The organism is Serratia sp. NGAS9 (assembly GCF_009905295.1).
Lineage (GTDB): Bacteria > Pseudomonadota > Gammaproteobacteria > Enterobacterales > Enterobacteriaceae > Serratia > Serratia bockelmannii.
In genome coordinates this window covers 2,010,991-2,027,600 of the sequence record NZ_CP047605.1, presented here as the reverse complement: position 1 = coordinate 2,027,600, position 16,610 = coordinate 2,010,991, and the positions used below count along the sequence as shown (strand labels likewise).

Here is a 16,610-nt window from a genome sequence, read left to right as displayed (position 1 = left end):
CGATCTTCGCCGTACGTTTTATTACGCCCTTCATGACGGCATTATCCGCATCGCTGCACGAAAAAAGCTCTCGTGTTGATCCCTTGTCCTACAGGAAAAGGCTTGTCATATTCCATTGCACCTCTATAATGAGTGTTTACTCACTTATTAAAGGAACCTCAAAGTGGCCCGTCCTCGCAGTGAAGAAAAGCAGCAGGCGCTATTGCGTGCCGCCACCGACATTTTTGCCGAACAAGGATTAGCGGCGCCCACATCGGCCATCGCCAGGAAGGCTGGCGTCTCGGAGGGTACGCTGTTCCGCTACTTTGAAAATAAGGACGTACTGCTGAGCGCAGTCTGCGACTACCTGCTTGATGAAATGGAGTGCCTGCTGACGCAAAGCTTACAGGGCGTTTTGCCGGGTAAAGATCACATGCAGGCCGCCTGGGATGCCTACATTGACTGGGCGCTCGCCAATCCCGCCGCGTATGCGACAGGAAACAAATTGATGGTCTCCGGCAAGTTATCCAGCGCGCAGAGGGAAAGAAGCGTACGGTTCGGTGATATTTCCCAACTGGGTATTCCGTTGGTCCAGGGGCTGGATTTACCGCAGTCGAGCGAGTTTCAGGGCATGATCTGCACGGTAATGGCCAATGGCGTTATCGATATGGCCGTTCAAAAACCTCACCTGCTGGATATTTACAAACGCGCAGGTTATGAAGCCATGATGCGAGCCATTGAGCTTCCTGACGTTCATACAGCCATCTAGCTTCTTTTTTTTAATTATATAATGAGTGCGTACTCACGCATTAAAAAGACACGACAATCATGCCACCCGTTTCAAAACTAAAAATGCTGCGAACACGGGCCTATCCAAGGCTCCGCCGACTCATATTCGTTTCTCTTATTCTCAGCGTGTCTTTGATCCTCTGCGCTTGCGCAACCGCACCTGCATCAGACCGTTTGTCAGGAACCCAGCATGTTCCAACAACATGGCGGGCCTCCCTGCCTGGCTCAGCGCACGTGTCTGTGTGGAATGCATGGCCCCCCGCCCGAAATGAATCCGGCGCCCGGCGCTTGCGCGCTCCGGCCGGCAAGCCCAGTCACGTAGAGAATGAGCGCGCAGCAAAAACGCCAGTTGCGCGCGCAAATTTGGAGTGCGTTCAAGCGTTATGGAATGACGCCCGCAAACTGGTTGCGACAGAGGCTGCGGCCCTCTATTACGCCTCGCGTACCTGCCGGCGACAACACGCGTTCTCTACCCAAAGCGCGCCATTGCCTGAATCCTTCGAATGGGCGATACAAACGCCCCCTCGCCGGGCGTCTCAATCTGCTCAGAAGGAAGTCGCCGGTCGTGGCAAGACCGCTGCCGATGGAAGCGGGATCAATCGCCACACAACCAAGCATTCGGTTCCCTGGACGTTGGATCTATCGCGCGTGGATACCGATCCCGGTGAAAGTGTGGCGGGTTGGCAGACTGAACCGCATGAGCATCATAGCCGCGTGCGATCGACAGTGCGGAAGTGGATACGGCGTCTGTTCACTTCGTCAGAGCGAGCAATGCTTCAACGCCAGGCTGAACCGCTGCAGGACAGCGCCGTATTCGTTTGAAATTCAATACAGAGCAATACATCGCCGCGCCGCTGGCGACAGGTTCGACAAATCATTCACCTTATGGGTTCTCCCGATGACACAACTGATAGCTAAAAACACGCGTCCCCGCTTTTGGTCTTTGCGGACCCTGCATGCAGCCGTGCTGGCGATGCCGATTGCCGCCGCCTTATCGGCCTGCGATACGCCGGCGGACAAGGTTGCCCCACCGGCAGATAAACCGACGCTGACAGTGACCCTGACAACGCCGGCAAGACAGTCCCTTTCCCGCACCGTCACGGCCAATGGCTCTGTTGCGGCCTGGCAAGAGGCGATCATCAGCCCGGAAGCCAATGGGCTGCGCGTGCAAAAACTGTTGGTGCAGGAAGGGGATGTGGTGCGCCAGGGCCAACCGCTGGCGGAATTTACACGCGACTCCGTGATGAATGACTGGCTGCTGGCGAAAGCCGATCTCAACGAAGCGAAAGCAGTCGCGTTGAATGCGCAAGCGGATGGAAAACGCGCGCGATTGCTGCGCGGTGTCGGCAGCCTGAGTGAACAGGATATCCAAAAACTGTTAACCCAGGAAAAGACGGCGCAGGCGCGTCTGGAGTCGGCGAAAGCACGCATGGCGGCCCAGCAGTTGCGACTGGACCAGACGATATTGCGCGCCCCCGACGACGGCATCATCTCCGCGCGATCGGCCACGATCGGTTCAGTTCCTATGCAAAGCACTGAAATGTTCCGCCTGATCCGCCAGGGAAAATTTGAATGGCGAGCGGAATTGTCGGCGCAGCAGCTGGAACAAATCCAACCGGGGCAAAAAGCGCAGATCGCTTCACCTGGCGGTAACACCTGGGAAGGCGTCGTACGCCTGGCCGCCCCCACCGTCAATTCAACCTCGCGCCGTGGGATTGCCTATGTGGACATCCTTCCATCGACAGCGAAGAACGCCTCGCCGATTCGGCCCGGCACGTATGCCAGCGGTCTGATTACGGTCGGCGATCGGCAAGGGCTGACCGTGCCGCAATCCGCCGTCGTGGCGCGCGACGGTTTTCACCTGGTGTTCACCGTAGATGACGAGATGCGTGCACATCCGCTTAAAGTCGCGGTAGGCCGTCTGGTGAATGACCAGCAGGAGATCCTGTCCGGTCTTCAAGGCGCGGAACGCATCGTCGCCAGCGGCGGCGTATTCCTCAATGAGGGCGATAAAGTCCAATTGGCCAACACGACCGATGCTTCCCATTCATCGGAACCACGCTAAGAGGCCCATCATGAATATCTCTACCTGGTCCATTCGCAACCCCATTCCGTCTATCTTGCTCTTTGTCATCTTGAGCGTTGCCGGCTTTTATTCTTTCAAATTGATGAAGATCCAGAGCTTCCCGGACATGGATGTGCCTACGGTGACCGTGTCCGCCTCGCTTCCGGGCGCTGCGCCGCCCCAGCTCGAAACGGAGGTGGCGCGCAAGCTGGAGGACACCGTCTCTTCGGTGCAGGGATTGAAGAACTTGCGTACCACGATCCAGGACGGGCTGGTCGATATCTCAGCGGAGTTTCGTCTGGAAAAACCCGTTCAGGAAGCGGTGGATGAAGTCCGGTCAGCCGTGCAAAGCATTCGCACCGAGTTGCCGACGGATTTACGTGATCCTATCGTTCGCAAGCTCAACATCACGGGCAAACCTATCCTGGCCTTTTCCATCAGCGCCAGCAAGATGGATGAGAATGAGCTGTCCTGGTTCGTGGACAATACCCTGTCGCGGCGTCTGAGAGGCGTCGCCGGCGTAGGGTCGGTCACCCGTGTGGGCGGCGTGAACCGCGAGGTTCAAGTCGAACTCGATCCGGTCAAACTGGAGGCGATTGGCGCCACCGCTGCCGAGGTTTCCCGCCAGTTACGCGATGTACAGATGGACGCGACGGGCGGGCGAGTCGATCTGGGGCGGGGAAAACAACCGCTGCGTTTGGTCGCCCGCGTCAAGAACGTGGATGAACTAGCCGCGGTGGAACTGTCGATGCCCGGCGGACAACGTTTTCGCCTGGACGACGTGTCGACGCTGAAAGACACCATTGCGGAACGCAGTTCACTTGCGCTCCTCAACGGCAAGAAGGTGGTGGGCTTTGAGATCACGCGCGCCAAAGGCGCCGGTGAAGTCGAGGTCGGCGACAAGGTGGAGAAAGTTCTGGCGCAGTTGCGCACGGAGCGGCCTGATTTGCACATCACGCAGGTCTTCGACTTTGTCCGGCCTGTGCAGGAGGAGTTCGACGCCTCCATGCACATGATCTATGAAGGCGCCATTCTCGCCATCCTGGTGGTCTTCATGTTTCTGCGCGATATCCGGGCGACGCTGATCTCGGCGGCGGCGTTGCCCCTGTCGATTTTACCGGCCTTCATCGGTATGGACATGATGGGCTTTTCGCTCAGTATCGTCACGCTGCTGGCGCTGTCGCTGGTGATTGGCCTGTTGGTGGATGATGCCATCGTCGAAGTGGAGAACATCGAACGCCACATCGGCATGGGTAAACCGCCGTACCAGGCCGCGATGGATGCCGCATCGGAAATCGGCCTGGCCGTCGTCGCCACGACATTTGCCTTGATCGCCGTTTTCCTGCCGACGGCCTTCATGTCCGGCGTTGCCGGAAGATTCTTCACGCAGTTTGGATGGACGGCGGCGCTGGCGGTGTTTGCCTCGCTGGTTGTGGCGCGCTTGCTGACGCCAATGATGGCTGCCTACCTGATGAAACCGCATGTGCGCCCTCAGCGCGATCCTGTCTGGATGGCGCTCTACCTGCGCGCCTGCCGGTGGACGCTGCGGCACCGCGGGCTCACCCTGGCGCTGGCCGGCGGGTTCTTTATTGGCTCTCTGATGCTTATCCCTCTGCTGCCCCAGGGCTTCTTCCCTGCAGATGACAACTCCCAGACGCAGGTGACGTTGGAGCTGCCGCCAGGGAGCACGCTGGAACAAACCCAGGCCATGGCAGAACTCGCTCGGCATCGCCTGGCGCCCATCCCGCATATCCGCAACATCTATACCACCATCGGTGGCGGCGCAACGGGCGGCGATGTCATGGCTTCCGACGGAAAAACCGATGTTCGCATGGCAACGCTGACGGTGTTGTTGGATGCGCGTCAAGCGCGTCCGAAGAAGCAGGTCATCGAAGGCGAGATACGCACGGCAATGGCAGCACTTCCGGGGGTGCGCAGCAAAGTGGGGTTTGGCGGCTCAGGTGAAAAATACCAGTTAGTGTTGGCCGGCGATGATCCCCAGGTGCTGGCTAAGGCGGCCGATGCCGTATTAAGCGATCTGCGGCAGCTCCCCGGCCTCGGTAACATTACCTCCAGTGCCGGGCTGGCGCGCAGCGAAATCCTCCTGCAACCCAATTTCGCCAAAGCGGCCGATCTTGGGGTATCGGGCGTCGCGATTGCCGATACTTTGCGTATTGCGACCGTAGGCGACTACGATCAGTTCCTGTCAAAATTCAACGTGGAGCAGCGCCAGATCCCGATCGTCGTCAAGCTGTCAAAAGACATCCGTGAGGATATGGGATTACTTGAACGTTTGACCGTACCCGGTGCCAGAGGCCCGGTGCTACTCAATCAGATCGTCAACATTGAGCAAGGCAGTGGACCGGCGCAGATCAGTCGCATCAATCGCACGCGCAGCGTGACCCTTGACGTAGAACTGTCGGGCACCCAACTCGGGGATCTGGCCGCTCAGGTGGCGAAGCTGCCGTCAATCCAGAATCTGCCGGTCGGCGTGCACCAGGTTGTGCAGGGTGATGACGAAATGATGAAGGAACTGTTTGCCGGTTTCGGCACGGCTATGGTCGCCGGGATCCTGGCCATCTATATCGTGCTGGTTCTGCTGTTCAAAGACTTCTTCCAACCGATCACCATTCTGGCTGCGCTCCCGCTGTCATTGGGCGGTGCATTCGTCGGGTTACTGCTGGCGGGCCAGTCGTTCACGATGTCATCCCTGATCGGGTTAATCATGTTGATGGGGATTGCGACCAAAAACTCGATACTGCTGGTCGATTATGCGATCGAGTCACGTCGCGGCCACATCGGTCCGAATGGCGAAGTGCTCAATAAACCCATGAGCCGAACGGAAGCGCTGATTGATGCCTGCCACAAACGTTCCCGCCCCGTCATCATGACCACGTTAGCGATGGGGGCAGGTATGTTGCCTGTGGCTCTGGGTTTCGGCAGTGCCGACCCCAGCTTCCGCAGCCCGATGGCGGTGGCCGTCATCGGAGGATTGATTACATCCACCGTGCTGAGCCTGCTGGTTATCCCTGTCGTTTATACCCTGATTGACGATCTTGAAAACTGGCTGCGCAAGTTGCCTAGCCTGCTGGCACGCAGCAAGAATCTGAGTGGTAGGAAAAAAGCCGGGTTTTCCATGCTTTTCGTGGTTCTGCTGTATTGGCTTGCCTTCCCTGTCATTCCGTTCCTCGACATCCCCTACAAGATTGTCGTTGTCTCTACGCTTGTCGTGGTCGGTGAAACCTTGTTTGTCATTGCCATCGCCCTGCTGGGCAAAGAGTATTGGGGACAGATCAAACACTGGCTGCGGCAAAAGGTCTTTAAGCGAAAAGGCTAAGCTCTGATAACGGTTCGCGGTGGCGAAAAGCGTTTTGCCGCCGCCGCTCCCCCATCAACTTCCCTCCCACGCCGAAGGCCGATTCTCGCTGCGCCACTTCTCGCCTGCCGCCGTCCCCGGCGCCGGCGGTTTTAATCCGTCAATCGTCCACAGCGAGAACGGCGTTTCGTCGACGTGCAGTTCCCAGCGCAACCCGCGGGCGGCGATGTAGGGTTGCAGGATGCAGGTGCAGGCCGCCAGGAATTGCTGCTGCTCTGCGTCGTTGTCCATGGCGCGCGCGATGTGGTCGATGGTCACCCGCACGAAATCATCGGCCGGTTCGCCGCCGAGATAGGCCGAACCTGGCGGCAGCGCGTGGAAGAACACGTTGACGTAAAAGCGCGGCAAAAAATCCTGGTACAGGGCGGTGACCTTCTGCGCAATCGCGCGTTTATCGGCGGCGCTGAAGGCCGGCTCAGGGTGGTAAATCTGCCACAGTGGCATAACGTTTTCTCCTCGGTGAAGGCGCGGGTTTCCGGCCGGCGTTCAGGCCATCAGCCGCTGTTAATGATAAACTCCAATAATAAGAGTAATAACTCCAATTATTGAAGTTATCAAGCCGAGGCGATAACATTCACGGCAATCAGGCGGCAAGCGGAGGTTAATCAACGTGAAAGCAAAAGGGTTTGAAGGCATGACGTGCTCGGTGGCGCACGTGCTGTCGGCATTGGGCGATCGCTGGGGCGCTATTCTCATGCGCGATCTGCTGCTGGGGCTCTCGCGCTATGACGATCTGCGCCACTCGACCGGCATCACCAACAATACGCTGGCCGACCGGCTCAAGACCCTGGAAAGCCACGGCCTTATCGAAAAGCGGCAATACCAAACGCGCCCCGCTCGTTATGAGTATCTGCCGACGGAGAAGGGAAAAGATCTCGGGCTGCTGGTGATGGCGATGATTCAGATTGGCGACAAATGGAATCTGTCCGAGCTGGCCGGGCCGCCGCTGCGCGTGATTGACCGCGTAACCGGCCACCCCGCCACCCTGCGCGCGGTAGATGCCGTGACCGGCGAATCGCTGCCGGCGCAAAACCTGGCGCTGGCGGCCGGGCCGGGCGCCGACGAAATGACGCAATGGCGGCTGGCCGTCGGCCAAGCCCCTTCGTTGTGATCTACAGCAGCGCAATCATTTTCAGCAATTCCACCCGATTGCGGATGCCGAACTTCTTGCCGGCATTGTTGAGGTGCGAATAAACGGTTTTCGGGTGCAAATTCAGTCGCCGCGCGGTCAGGCGGATATCTTCCGTACGGGCGGTTTCACACAGCACCGCCGCCTCGCCGGGCGTGATCGCCGCCGCCTGATGCCTGTTCAGCGCGCGCCGTTCGCCCGCCTTTTCCCGGCGGCTCAGCGCCGCGCAGGTCTCCCGCACCACCTGCAACGCTTCCCGTTTGTGCAAAATCGCATCCGGCTGCGCCGCCGCGATAAATGCCAGGATCAGCGGCGAAGTCTTATCGACGAAGAACAATATCCGGACATTTTTATATTCAGCGCGGCAAAGGTGAATAAACGTCAAATAGGCTTCGAACCGATAAATTTCATGGGGAAAATCCATGATAATTAAATCAGGCGCCGGGCTTATATTTTTAATAATATTAATATTGGGAGAGGATAAGGTTATCACCCCACCGCCCAATAAAGTTTTCATACCTAACCGGCACAACGACGAACCGTCGATATAAATCACTCTCACTTTAATTCTCCTTATCAGCATGAAAACATGCTTCCACACCTCAGGCGGCTTGTCGCTGCTCTTTTTTGGGGTAATTCGCCTGCAAAGCACACCGATATAAAACATCTTGATAACATGTTTTTCAAATAATCACGCAACAGCCAGTGCATTGATTAATACGCAAAAAAGGCATGAATGTTTCAAATTATTTCATTCACAAAAACTGACAACTCAATAAAAACGCAACGTAATGATATAGATCTATTTTCTATTTCTCAGGACATAAGCATAAATGAAAGAAAATGTAACAATCAACACCCTCGCCTTATTGTCTTATTCAAAACATCTATAGGGAAAATTCTTAGTTTGCTAGGATGAAAATCCATGTTTGCCGACGCGTTTAAAAAACAATTGCGCAACATGATTAACCAACAACCGTACGACAGTAATTTATTACTGCCAGGAAAGCTTTTCTCCAAAGTAAATTAAAGGGCATTTCACATGAATGTTAAATTAGTCGCATTATCCATGCTGGCTCTCTCCGGCGCCTGTGCGGCCGCTTCGTCCAATACGGTGCAATTTAAAGGCGAAGTCAGCACGCAAACCTGCTCGGTGAATATTAACGGCAATCAATCCAACCCGGTTGTTCTGCTGCCGACCGTCGCCGCCAGCCAGCTCGCCACCAAAGGCGCCACCGCCGGCGACACCACCTTTACCGTTAACGTCACGGGCTGTGCGGCGGCAACCAGCGATACGGCGATCAAAACCGTGCTGGCGGGCAACAACCCGACAGTTAACGGCAACCTGGGCAACGCGGGCGATGCGGCCAAAGTGTCCATTCAACTGCTGGACAGCGACGCCACCACGCCGCTGTCGTTCGCCAGCGGTTCGACCGTCACTACCTCTGCGATGACGCTGGCGAAAGACGCCACCTCCACCTCGCAGAACCTGGTGGCCCGCTACTACGCGGAAGACACCGGCGTGGCGGCCGGTTCGGTGATCGCCACCGCACAGTTCGCCATTAGCTACAAATAAGCCGGCGTCAGGCGCCATACCTGTTGATGCCAGCGCCGCCCTTAGCCGGGCGGCGCTGAATGACTCGCTCCCTTTATCGGTTCACGTTTATGCCGCAGATAACCCGCTCCGCCCGCCGATGGGCCGCCCTGTCGCTTTGCCTGATAAGTTTTGCCGCTACCCACGCGTCGGCCAGCGTGACGCTGCTCGGCAACCGCGTGATCTACCCCGCCGAGGCACGGGAAAAAACGCTGCAGTTCACCAACGACGACGGCACCCCGGCGCTGATGCAAATCTGGCTCGACATCAATAACCCCAAATCCACGCCGGAAAACGCCGATGCGCCCTTTGTCGCCTCGCCGCAAATCTTCCGCATGAATCCGCACAGCGGGCAGATGGTGCGGCTGTCGTTCGTCGGCCAGCCGCTGCCGCGCGATCGCGAATCGCTGTTCTACCTCAACTTCCTGCAGGTGCCCGCGGTGCGCCAGACGGACAGCGACAAGAACAAACTGCTGCTGGTGGTCACCAATCGGCTGAAGGTGTTCTATCGCCCCGCCGGGCTGGCCGGTGACGCCAACCACGTTATCGATCGGCTCAGCCTGCGCCAGGCCGGCAACGCGCTGCACGTCGACAACCCGACCGGCTACTACGCCAACGTCAGCCAGGCCGCGATCCTCAGCGGCGCGAAACGCACCGTGATCCCGCAGGCGGATCTGATCCCGCCGTTTTCGCAGGCCAGCTGGCCGGTGAACGGGGAGGTGCGGCAGGTCGCACTGCGCGTCATCAATGACTATGGGGTGGAAATCACACGCACCCTGAACGTCGCGCGCTGAAACCAGACAGGGAGGTTTTCATGTTCGATGCTCGCAAGGCGACGCCGCTGCCCGCACGCTGGTATTGCGCGCTGCTGGCGCTGCCGCTGGGCTGCGCCGCCGCCGATGGCTACACCTTCGATCCCGCGCTGCTACGCGGCAGCGTGCTGAGCAACAGCGCCCTGAGTCAATTCAACCAACAGGACGCCGTCGCCCCCGGCAGCTATCAGATCGATCTGTACCTCAACGGCCAGTTTCTCGAGCGCGATCAAATTCGCTTCGTGCGTGAAGGCAAGCAGGTACTGCCCTGTTTCGATCGGCCGCAGCTGACGCGCTTCGGGCTGAAAAATCCGCCGATGCCCCAAACAGCATGCCTGCTACCCGGCCGGGATTTGAAGGACATTACGGTGAACGCCGATATCTCGCGGCTGCGGCTGGATCTGAGCATTCCGCAGGCGCTGTTGAACGGCCAGCCGCGCGGCAGCGTCAATCCCGCCAGCCTGGACAGCGGCGAATCGATGGCCTTCGTCAATTACAACCTCAACCAGTACCACGTCAGCTACCGACAGGGGCAAACCCGCGATCTCGACTCGACCTACGCCAACCTGAACGGCGGGTTCAACCTCGGGCTATGGCGCTACCGCCAGCAGTCCAGCTACCGCTACGATCGGGAGTTCGGCGGCCACCTGGACACCAGCCGCCGCTACGTGCAGCGCGCGATCTTGCCCTGGCGCAGCGAAATGCTGTTGGGCGAAGGCTTTACCGACGGGCACTTCTTCTCCGGCCTGGGCTTTCGCGGCATTCAGCTCAGTTCAGACGACCGCATGCTGCCGGATTCACAGCGCGGCTATGCGCCGGTGGTGCGCGGCGTGGCAAAAAGTAATGCGCGAGTGACGGTGCTGCAGGGCAAAAGCACGCTGTATGAAACCACCGTCGCGCCGGGGCCGTTCGCCATCAACGATCTGTACGCCACCAACTACGCCGGCGATCTCACCGTGGTGGTGACGGAAGCCGACGGCAGCGTCAGCACCTTCACCGTGCCGTTCGCCGCGGTGCCGGAATCCATCCGCCCCGGCCAGTCGCGCTACTCCGCGATCGTCGGCCGTTCCCGCTACGTCGGCGACAACGATCTGTTCAGCGAAGTGACCTGGCAGCACGGCCTGACCAACGCCCTGACCTTCAACCTCGGCAACCAGCTGGCGGACGGCTACCAGGCGATGATGCTGGGCGGCGTGTACAGCAGCTGGCTGGGCGCCTTCGGCATGGATACCACCTATTCCCACGCCAGCCTGCCGGACGGCGGCGCCTCCGGCTGGATGCTGCACCTCTCTTACAGCCGAACCTTCAGCCCGACGGACACCACCTTATCCATCGCCGGCTACCGCTACTCTACTGAAGGCTTTCGCGATCTCAGCGACGTGCTCGGCGTACGGCGCGCCGCCACTACCGGCCAAAACTGGCAGTCCGACTCCTACCGCCAGCGTTCGCGTTTCGAGGTGGCCGTCAATCAGGGAATGGGGGCATTCGGCAGCCTGACGATGTCCGGCTCGACCCAGGACTACCGCGATCAGCGCGGCCGCGACAATCAGCTCCAACTGGGCTGGGGAAAAACCTTCGGCAACGGCGTGGCGCTTAACCTCTCCGTCACGCGCACCCGCAGCCTGGGCGACAGCAGCGGCGACTACCGCGGCTACGGGCCACTGGATAACGTCTACAGCGCGCCGCTGACACAGAACACGCAAACCGTCACCGCCCTGTCGCTGAGCTTCCCGCTCGGGCGTTCGTCATCCGCCCCCAGCGTCTCGCTGTTGGCCAACCACAGCCAGGGTCAGGGCGGCAACTATCAGGCTGCGCTGTCGGGAAGCGTCGGCGACGAGCAGCCGGTCAGCTACGGCCTGAACTTCACCACCGACGACGATCGTCAACAAAGCATCTGGGGCGGCAACCTGCAAACCCGCCTGCCTTACGCCAACGTCACCGGCTCGTTCTCCACCGCGCGCCAGTACCGACAAGGCTCACTGTCACTGCAGGGCGCCGTGGTAGCGCACCGCGGCGGCGTGACATTAGGGCCGTATGTCGGCGATACCTTCGCCCTGATCGATGCGCCCGGCGCCAGCGGCGCACGGGTGATGGACGGCCAAGGGGCGCGTGTCGATCGCTTCGGCTACGCCCTGGCGCCGTCGCTAGTGCCCTATCACTACAACACCGTCGCGCTGAACCCCGAAGGCATGAACGACAAAGCGGAACTGGAAGACGGCCAGCGCCGCGTCGCCCCGTACGCCGGCGCCACGGTGCGCCTGCACTTCAACACCGTGCGCGGCCAGGCGCTGCTGATCACCGCGCAGCGGCCCGATAACGCACCGATCCCGATGGGCGCCAACGTCCTTGACGCGGCAGGCAACAGCGTGGGCATGGTCGGCCAGGCCAATCAGGTGTATCTGCGCAGCGACCGGAATGCCGGTGTGCTGACGCTGAACTGGGGCGACGCGCCCAGCCAACAGTGCATGCTGCATTACCGCTTGCCCGCCGGGGAAGACGGACCGATTCAGCGGCTCAGCGCCCCATGTCGCTAGCCCATTAAACTTATTCTCAGGAGAGACGATGAAACGTATTGCTTACCCGATCGCCGCCCTGGCGCTGCTTGCTCTGTCGCTGTTCGGCGCGCCCGCCGCGCTGGCCCAATGCACCCGAGTCGCCCCCTGGATCGATTCCGGTTGCGATCCCTGCGGGGTGGGCACGGCGCTGGGCCGGGTCAATCTGACCAGCACTTACCTGCAGCCCGTCGGTACGCCGCTCGGCACCAGCGTGTTCGATCTTACGTCCGGCACGCGCTATCCCGATCCCAACAAGGTGTTGTATGAATGCGACGCTAGCGATGCGGGGCAGATCTATGAAGTCTTCGCTACCAACGGCGACGATCGCGTCGGCGGCTATTACGATCTTGGGGCCCAGGACGGCAACCCCAACTACTACGCCACCTATTTCCCCTACGTCGGCATCCGCCTGACCCACCTGGATTCCGGCAAGGTTTTTACCCGCTACTGGCAGTCGGCGCCGATTACCCGCTACGCCACCGTCGGCAGCAAAATTCAGATCCGGGTGAAAGACTTCAGCGCCATCCGTGCCGACCTGATCCGCATCAGTTCGCTGCCGGGTGCGGGCGCCAGCAACTACTGTGGCTACAGCGCCGGCAACCCGCTAGTGGGCATGGCCTCGACCACCGGCAATTCGAACTATACCTGCACGCAGCCGAACGGCTATGTCATCTTTCAGGGGCCCGGCATCGCCTCGGATCCTATCGGCAGCGACTCCGCCACCAACTACGCCACCTGGGGCACCGGGCGGTGGAACGCGATGGGCATGGGCACCGCACCGATCTCCTCATTGACCTATACCGCCACCTGCGTGGCGCGCAACGTCACGCCGCTGGTGATCCTGCCGACCCTCTCCGTCAGCCAGCTGACCGCCGGGCAAACCTCACAGGCGCAGTTCACCCTCAATATCGAATGTGACAACGCCGCCGTGTCCGGCGTCAGCAGCAACAATACCGCCCTCGGCCTGCAGGTGCCGTATGAAAGCTATGTCGCGGCGCAGCGGCTCGGGTTAGTCAGCGCCAACGGCGGCGTGAGCTACCTGCTCTCCAGCGGCTACGGCACCGACAGCAGCGTCGCCACCGGCGTGGGTATCGCGCTCGCCAACGCCGGCAACGGCGCGCCGATGAACTTCGTCGGCTGGGCGCGCTGCAGCGCCGGGCAATGCCCGCAAGGTAATGACGCCGGCTGGTACCCAGTGCTTAACGGCGCCAGCGGCGGGGGCAGCACCGCGGCGGGGTTTACCCACTACACCACCCAACTCACTGCCACGCTCGCCCGGCTGCCCGGGCAGACCGTCACCGCGGGCAAAGTGGACGCCAGGGCCTACGTCTGGGTTAAGGTGCAATGATGAGAAAGAAATATCTGACGATGGGATGCGCCCTGTTGCTGACGCTGGCGACCATGGGCGCGCAGGCGGGCATCATCGCCTCCGCCACGCGGGTGATCTTTCACGAGGGCGAGACGGAAAAAACCCTGATGCTGCTCAACACCAACGGCTATCCGATCGTAGCGCAAACCTGGGTCGATAACGGCGACGTCAACGCCGCCCCCGAACTGTCCCGTGCGCCGTTTGTCACCCTGCCCAGCGTATTCGCCCTGCCGCCTTCCGCGCTGAAAGGGCTGCGGATCCTGTTTGCCGGCACGAGCCTGCCCACCGACAGGGAGTCGGTGTTCTGGCTTAACCTGTATGAGATCCCGCCCAGCCGGCCGATCACGCCGCCGCAGGCGTCGCGCGTGACGATGGCGATGAACACGCAGATGAAAATCTTCTACCGCCCCAAAGCGCTGAAGGGTAACGCCGACAACGCGGCCGAGGCCGTTTCGTTCACGCTGCAAAAATCACCGCGTGGCTATCTGCTGCGCTGTCACAACCGCTCGGCGTTTTATCTCTCCTTCGCTCGCATCGCCGTGCACGCCGACAGGCGCGATGCCCCGGTGCGGCAAGAAAGCGACATGATGACCGCGCCATTCAGCACGCGGGATTATCACCTCGACGGCGTTGCGGCGTCGGGGCTCCCCTCTCAGATCACCGTTCAGGCCACCCTCATCAACGACCAAGGCCAACAGATCGTCAAGTCATACACAGCAAACCCATAACGATAAAAAGCAGCACATTTTTTTTAAGTACAGGAAATAGGGAAAATGAGTCTAAGCAGATTCCAGCTACAGTTTCACCTGGAGAAACAGGCCAACATCATCAGGCAGTCACCGGCGTTTCACGCCGCCATCGTCAAACACGGGGAGTTATTAAAAGAGACCTACAAGAAACATCCGCTGTTTTATAAAATCATCTTCAGGAACAGCCGGTTCATCATTTGCTCCACTATCCTGTCCATTTATTACCACCAGCCCGCCGCCGGGCTGAAAGACATCAAAGCCTTTTTTAAAGGGAAAAATTTGATCAGCGAGAACTCCCTGGACTCCTTTCTGTTTTTTTTGCGGGTCGGCCGTAGACTGGAGGTCAAACCCTGCGAACATGACAAACGCCAGCTGCGCTATAAACCTACGCCGCACGCGCTGGCGGAAACCCAGGCGCTGATCGCCTCAATGGCGTTGCCCTATCAGGCGCTGGCGCCACAGATGCCCATCGCGACGCTGCTGGCGGCGCCCGACTTTCTGCCCACCTTTTTCGCCGCCTACGGGCAGCTGATGCTCAAGGAGATCTACCTGATCGATCTGGTGCCGCAATCCGGACTGTTTATCAGCAAGGACGCCGGCCACATGGTGCTGCTGATGCTGCATATCGAAAGCATCCGGCAGGACTCCCCCTTTCTGCTGCTCTCCTCGGCGAAAATCGCCAAGTCGTGCTCCGTCTCACGCGCGCACGTGAATCGCATTCTGCAGGCGGCGGAAAAATCCGGCCTGCTGACCACCACCAATAACGTGGTGATCGAACTCAACAGCTCGTTCTTTATCATGGCGGAGCGCTACTTCAGCCTCTATTTCGCGATGGTCGAATGCGGGCTTGAATGGGTTTGGCAAACGCAACGAGCGACCGAGCATAGTTGAGCCGTTCACCGCGCTCGTGGCACCTTATCGATCAAGCCCCAGGCCGCCGCTTCGTCGGCGGTCATGAAGCGTCCCGTAGGTGGCGGCCAAGGCGACACTCCCGGCGGATAACACTGCCGCAATGCCGGCCAACGCAATAGACAACGTGTAACTCTGATACAGGTCATACAGCCAACCGGCGGCGCTGCCCCCGCCAACGGCGGCGATCCCCACGGCGAGATACAACGCCCCCAGAATGGCGCCCAGATTAGCAGTGCCGAACCATGTACTGGCCACTGCCGGATACAGCGCAATACAGCCGCCGTTGGCCGCGCCGAATAACAGCGCGAAAATCGCCAGCGCGGTAAAGCTGTGCGCCACACTCCAAAAGCCGCATAACAGGGCCAAACTCAACGTGACGATAACCAAAAAACGCCGCGCGCCCATACGGTCGCCTATCCGCCCCAAAACTAGGCGGCCGCCGATATTGCCCATGCCGATCAAACCGATGAGCAGATTGGCCTGCGTTGCATTTAGCCCCTGTTGTTGTGCATAAGGATTAATATGAACCAACGCCAGGAACAGTCCGATAGAGCCGAAAAATATCGCGATAAAGAACCACCAAAACTGAGCCTGTCTCGCCGCTTCTCGCAACGTAACGCTCCCGTTAAACGCGGAACCCGGTATTGATGTCACCTCAGCGGGACCAAGCCCATCGGGATATTCTCCCACGTCCTCTGGCCTGCCTCGCAAGACGAAGGCGGCAGATAACCCCAGCACAGCGATAGCGACGGCGTAAACTTGTAGGGTACTTTGCCAGGACAAATGCTGCATCAACCCACCAGCCACCATCGGCCCCACCAGCGTTCCCAAACCGGTGCCGGCCAGCGCTAAGCCGGAAGCCGAACTTCGATGAACGACGAACCAGCGTTGAATGGTTGAAACAGCCGGCACGTAAACCAACCCGACGCCGCCCCCAACCAACAGGCAAAACGTGAACAAAAACGCCGTCAGTGTCGACGCCAGCAGGCTACTGCCCAAAAAGCCCAGAGAAAGCAGTAAAATACCGATGCCGGTTACCGTCCTTACTGAAGTACGATCGCTCCAGGCACCGGAAAATACGCCTACGATGTAGTAAATTAACGCCGTCAACGAGAATATTGAGGCGGTAGAAAAACTCCCCGCGCCAAAATTCGCCTGTAATGCAGTAAAAAATGCCCCGAATGAGTAAGCAGCGCCAAAAATAACCGCCAGCAAAAGATGAACGGCACCGACCATGTACCAACCGCGAAACTGCCTTGTCTTTTTCATTATGAATTCCCA

At 59.3% G+C, this 16,610-nt stretch carries 13 protein-coding genes; 10 read left to right on the top strand and 3 right to left on the bottom strand.

The window, feature by feature from the left end; genetic code table 11:
• The first annotated feature begins 163 nt into the window (after nt 1-163).
• The 3 genes from GUC32_RS09800 (at nt 164) to GUC32_RS09790 (ending at nt 6,170) form a co-directional block, all read left to right on the top strand.
• Complete coding sequence (locus GUC32_RS09800; RefSeq protein ID WP_197828347.1) at nt 164-748, top strand: TetR/AcrR family transcriptional regulator; 585 nt, start codon at nt 164-166, stop codon at nt 746-748.
• A 918-nt stretch (nt 749-1,666) separates the two neighbouring features.
• On the top strand, nt 1,667-2,833 hold the full coding sequence (locus GUC32_RS09795) for an efflux RND transporter periplasmic adaptor subunit (RefSeq protein WP_233494390.1): 1,167 nt from the start codon (nt 1,667-1,669) through the stop codon (nt 2,831-2,833).
• Nucleotides 2,834-2,843: 10 nt separating this feature from the next.
• Nucleotides 2,844-6,170 carry an efflux RND transporter permease subunit gene (locus GUC32_RS09790; protein ID WP_325976016.1) on the top strand — a complete coding sequence of 1,109 codons (3,327 nt, stop codon included), beginning with the start codon at nt 2,844-2,846 and terminating at the stop codon, nt 6,168-6,170.
• Nucleotides 6,171-6,224: 54 nt separating this feature from the next.
• Here GUC32_RS09790 and GUC32_RS09785 read toward each other — a convergent pair whose 3' ends face one another.
• Nucleotides 6,225-6,653, bottom strand: coding sequence for a tautomerase family protein (locus GUC32_RS09785; RefSeq protein ID WP_089195785.1), 429 nt, complete (start codon nt 6,651-6,653; stop codon nt 6,225-6,227).
• A gap of 166 nt (nt 6,654-6,819) precedes the next feature.
• Here GUC32_RS09785 and GUC32_RS09780 point away from each other — a divergent pair, with 166 nt between their 5' ends.
• Complete coding sequence (locus GUC32_RS09780) at nt 6,820-7,320, top strand: winged helix-turn-helix transcriptional regulator (protein WP_369435705.1); 501 nt, start codon at nt 6,820-6,822, stop codon at nt 7,318-7,320.
• Between the two features lies 1 nt (nt 7,321).
• Here GUC32_RS09780 and GUC32_RS09775 read toward each other — a convergent pair whose 3' ends face one another.
• A complete protein-coding gene (locus tag GUC32_RS09775; protein WP_230203365.1) occupies nt 7,322-8,005 on the bottom strand; it encodes a LuxR C-terminal-related transcriptional regulator in 684 nt (227 codons plus the stop codon).
• Between the two features lie 375 nt (nt 8,006-8,380).
• Here GUC32_RS09775 and GUC32_RS09770 point away from each other — a divergent pair, with 375 nt between their 5' ends.
• The 6 genes from GUC32_RS09770 to GUC32_RS09745 are packed head-to-tail and all read left to right on the top strand — an operon-like array spanning nt 8,381 to nt 15,308.
• Nucleotides 8,381-8,914, top strand: a complete 534-nt coding sequence (locus tag GUC32_RS09770; protein WP_043141548.1) for a fimbrial protein — start codon at nt 8,381-8,383, stop codon at nt 8,912-8,914.
• Nucleotides 8,915-8,973: 59 nt separating this feature from the next.
• On the top strand, nt 8,974-9,726 hold the full coding sequence (locus tag GUC32_RS09765; protein WP_225735568.1) for a molecular chaperone: 753 nt from the start codon (nt 8,974-8,976) through the stop codon (nt 9,724-9,726).
• 20 nt (nt 9,727-9,746) lie between these two features.
• Nucleotides 9,747-12,278: a fimbria/pilus outer membrane usher protein gene (locus GUC32_RS09760; protein ID WP_089195782.1), complete on the top strand. Its 2,532-nt coding sequence runs from the start codon at nt 9,747-9,749 to the stop codon at nt 12,276-12,278.
• A gap of 28 nt (nt 12,279-12,306) precedes the next feature.
• The gene (locus GUC32_RS09755) at nt 12,307-13,647 is read left to right on the top strand and encodes a fimbrial protein (protein WP_369435704.1); all 1,341 of its coding nucleotides are present in this window, start codon (nt 12,307-12,309) and stop codon (nt 13,645-13,647) included.
• The gene (locus tag GUC32_RS09750) at nt 13,647-14,396 is read left to right on the top strand and encodes a molecular chaperone (RefSeq protein WP_369435703.1); all 750 of its coding nucleotides are present in this window, start codon (nt 13,647-13,649) and stop codon (nt 14,394-14,396) included. Before GUC32_RS09755 ends, GUC32_RS09750 begins: the two co-directional genes overlap by 1 nt.
• Before the next feature lie 45 nt (nt 14,397-14,441).
• Nucleotides 14,442-15,308 (top strand): hypothetical protein, encoded by an 867-nt coding sequence (locus GUC32_RS09745; RefSeq protein ID WP_025302477.1) that lies wholly within the window; start codon nt 14,442-14,444, stop codon nt 15,306-15,308.
• Between the two features lie 24 nt (nt 15,309-15,332).
• Here the strand turns inward: GUC32_RS09745 and GUC32_RS09740 are convergent, their stop codons facing one another.
• Nucleotides 15,333-16,598, bottom strand: a complete 1,266-nt coding sequence (locus GUC32_RS09740) for an MFS transporter (protein WP_089180792.1) — start codon at nt 16,596-16,598, stop codon at nt 15,333-15,335.
• Nucleotides 16,599-16,610: the final 12 nt, after the last annotated feature.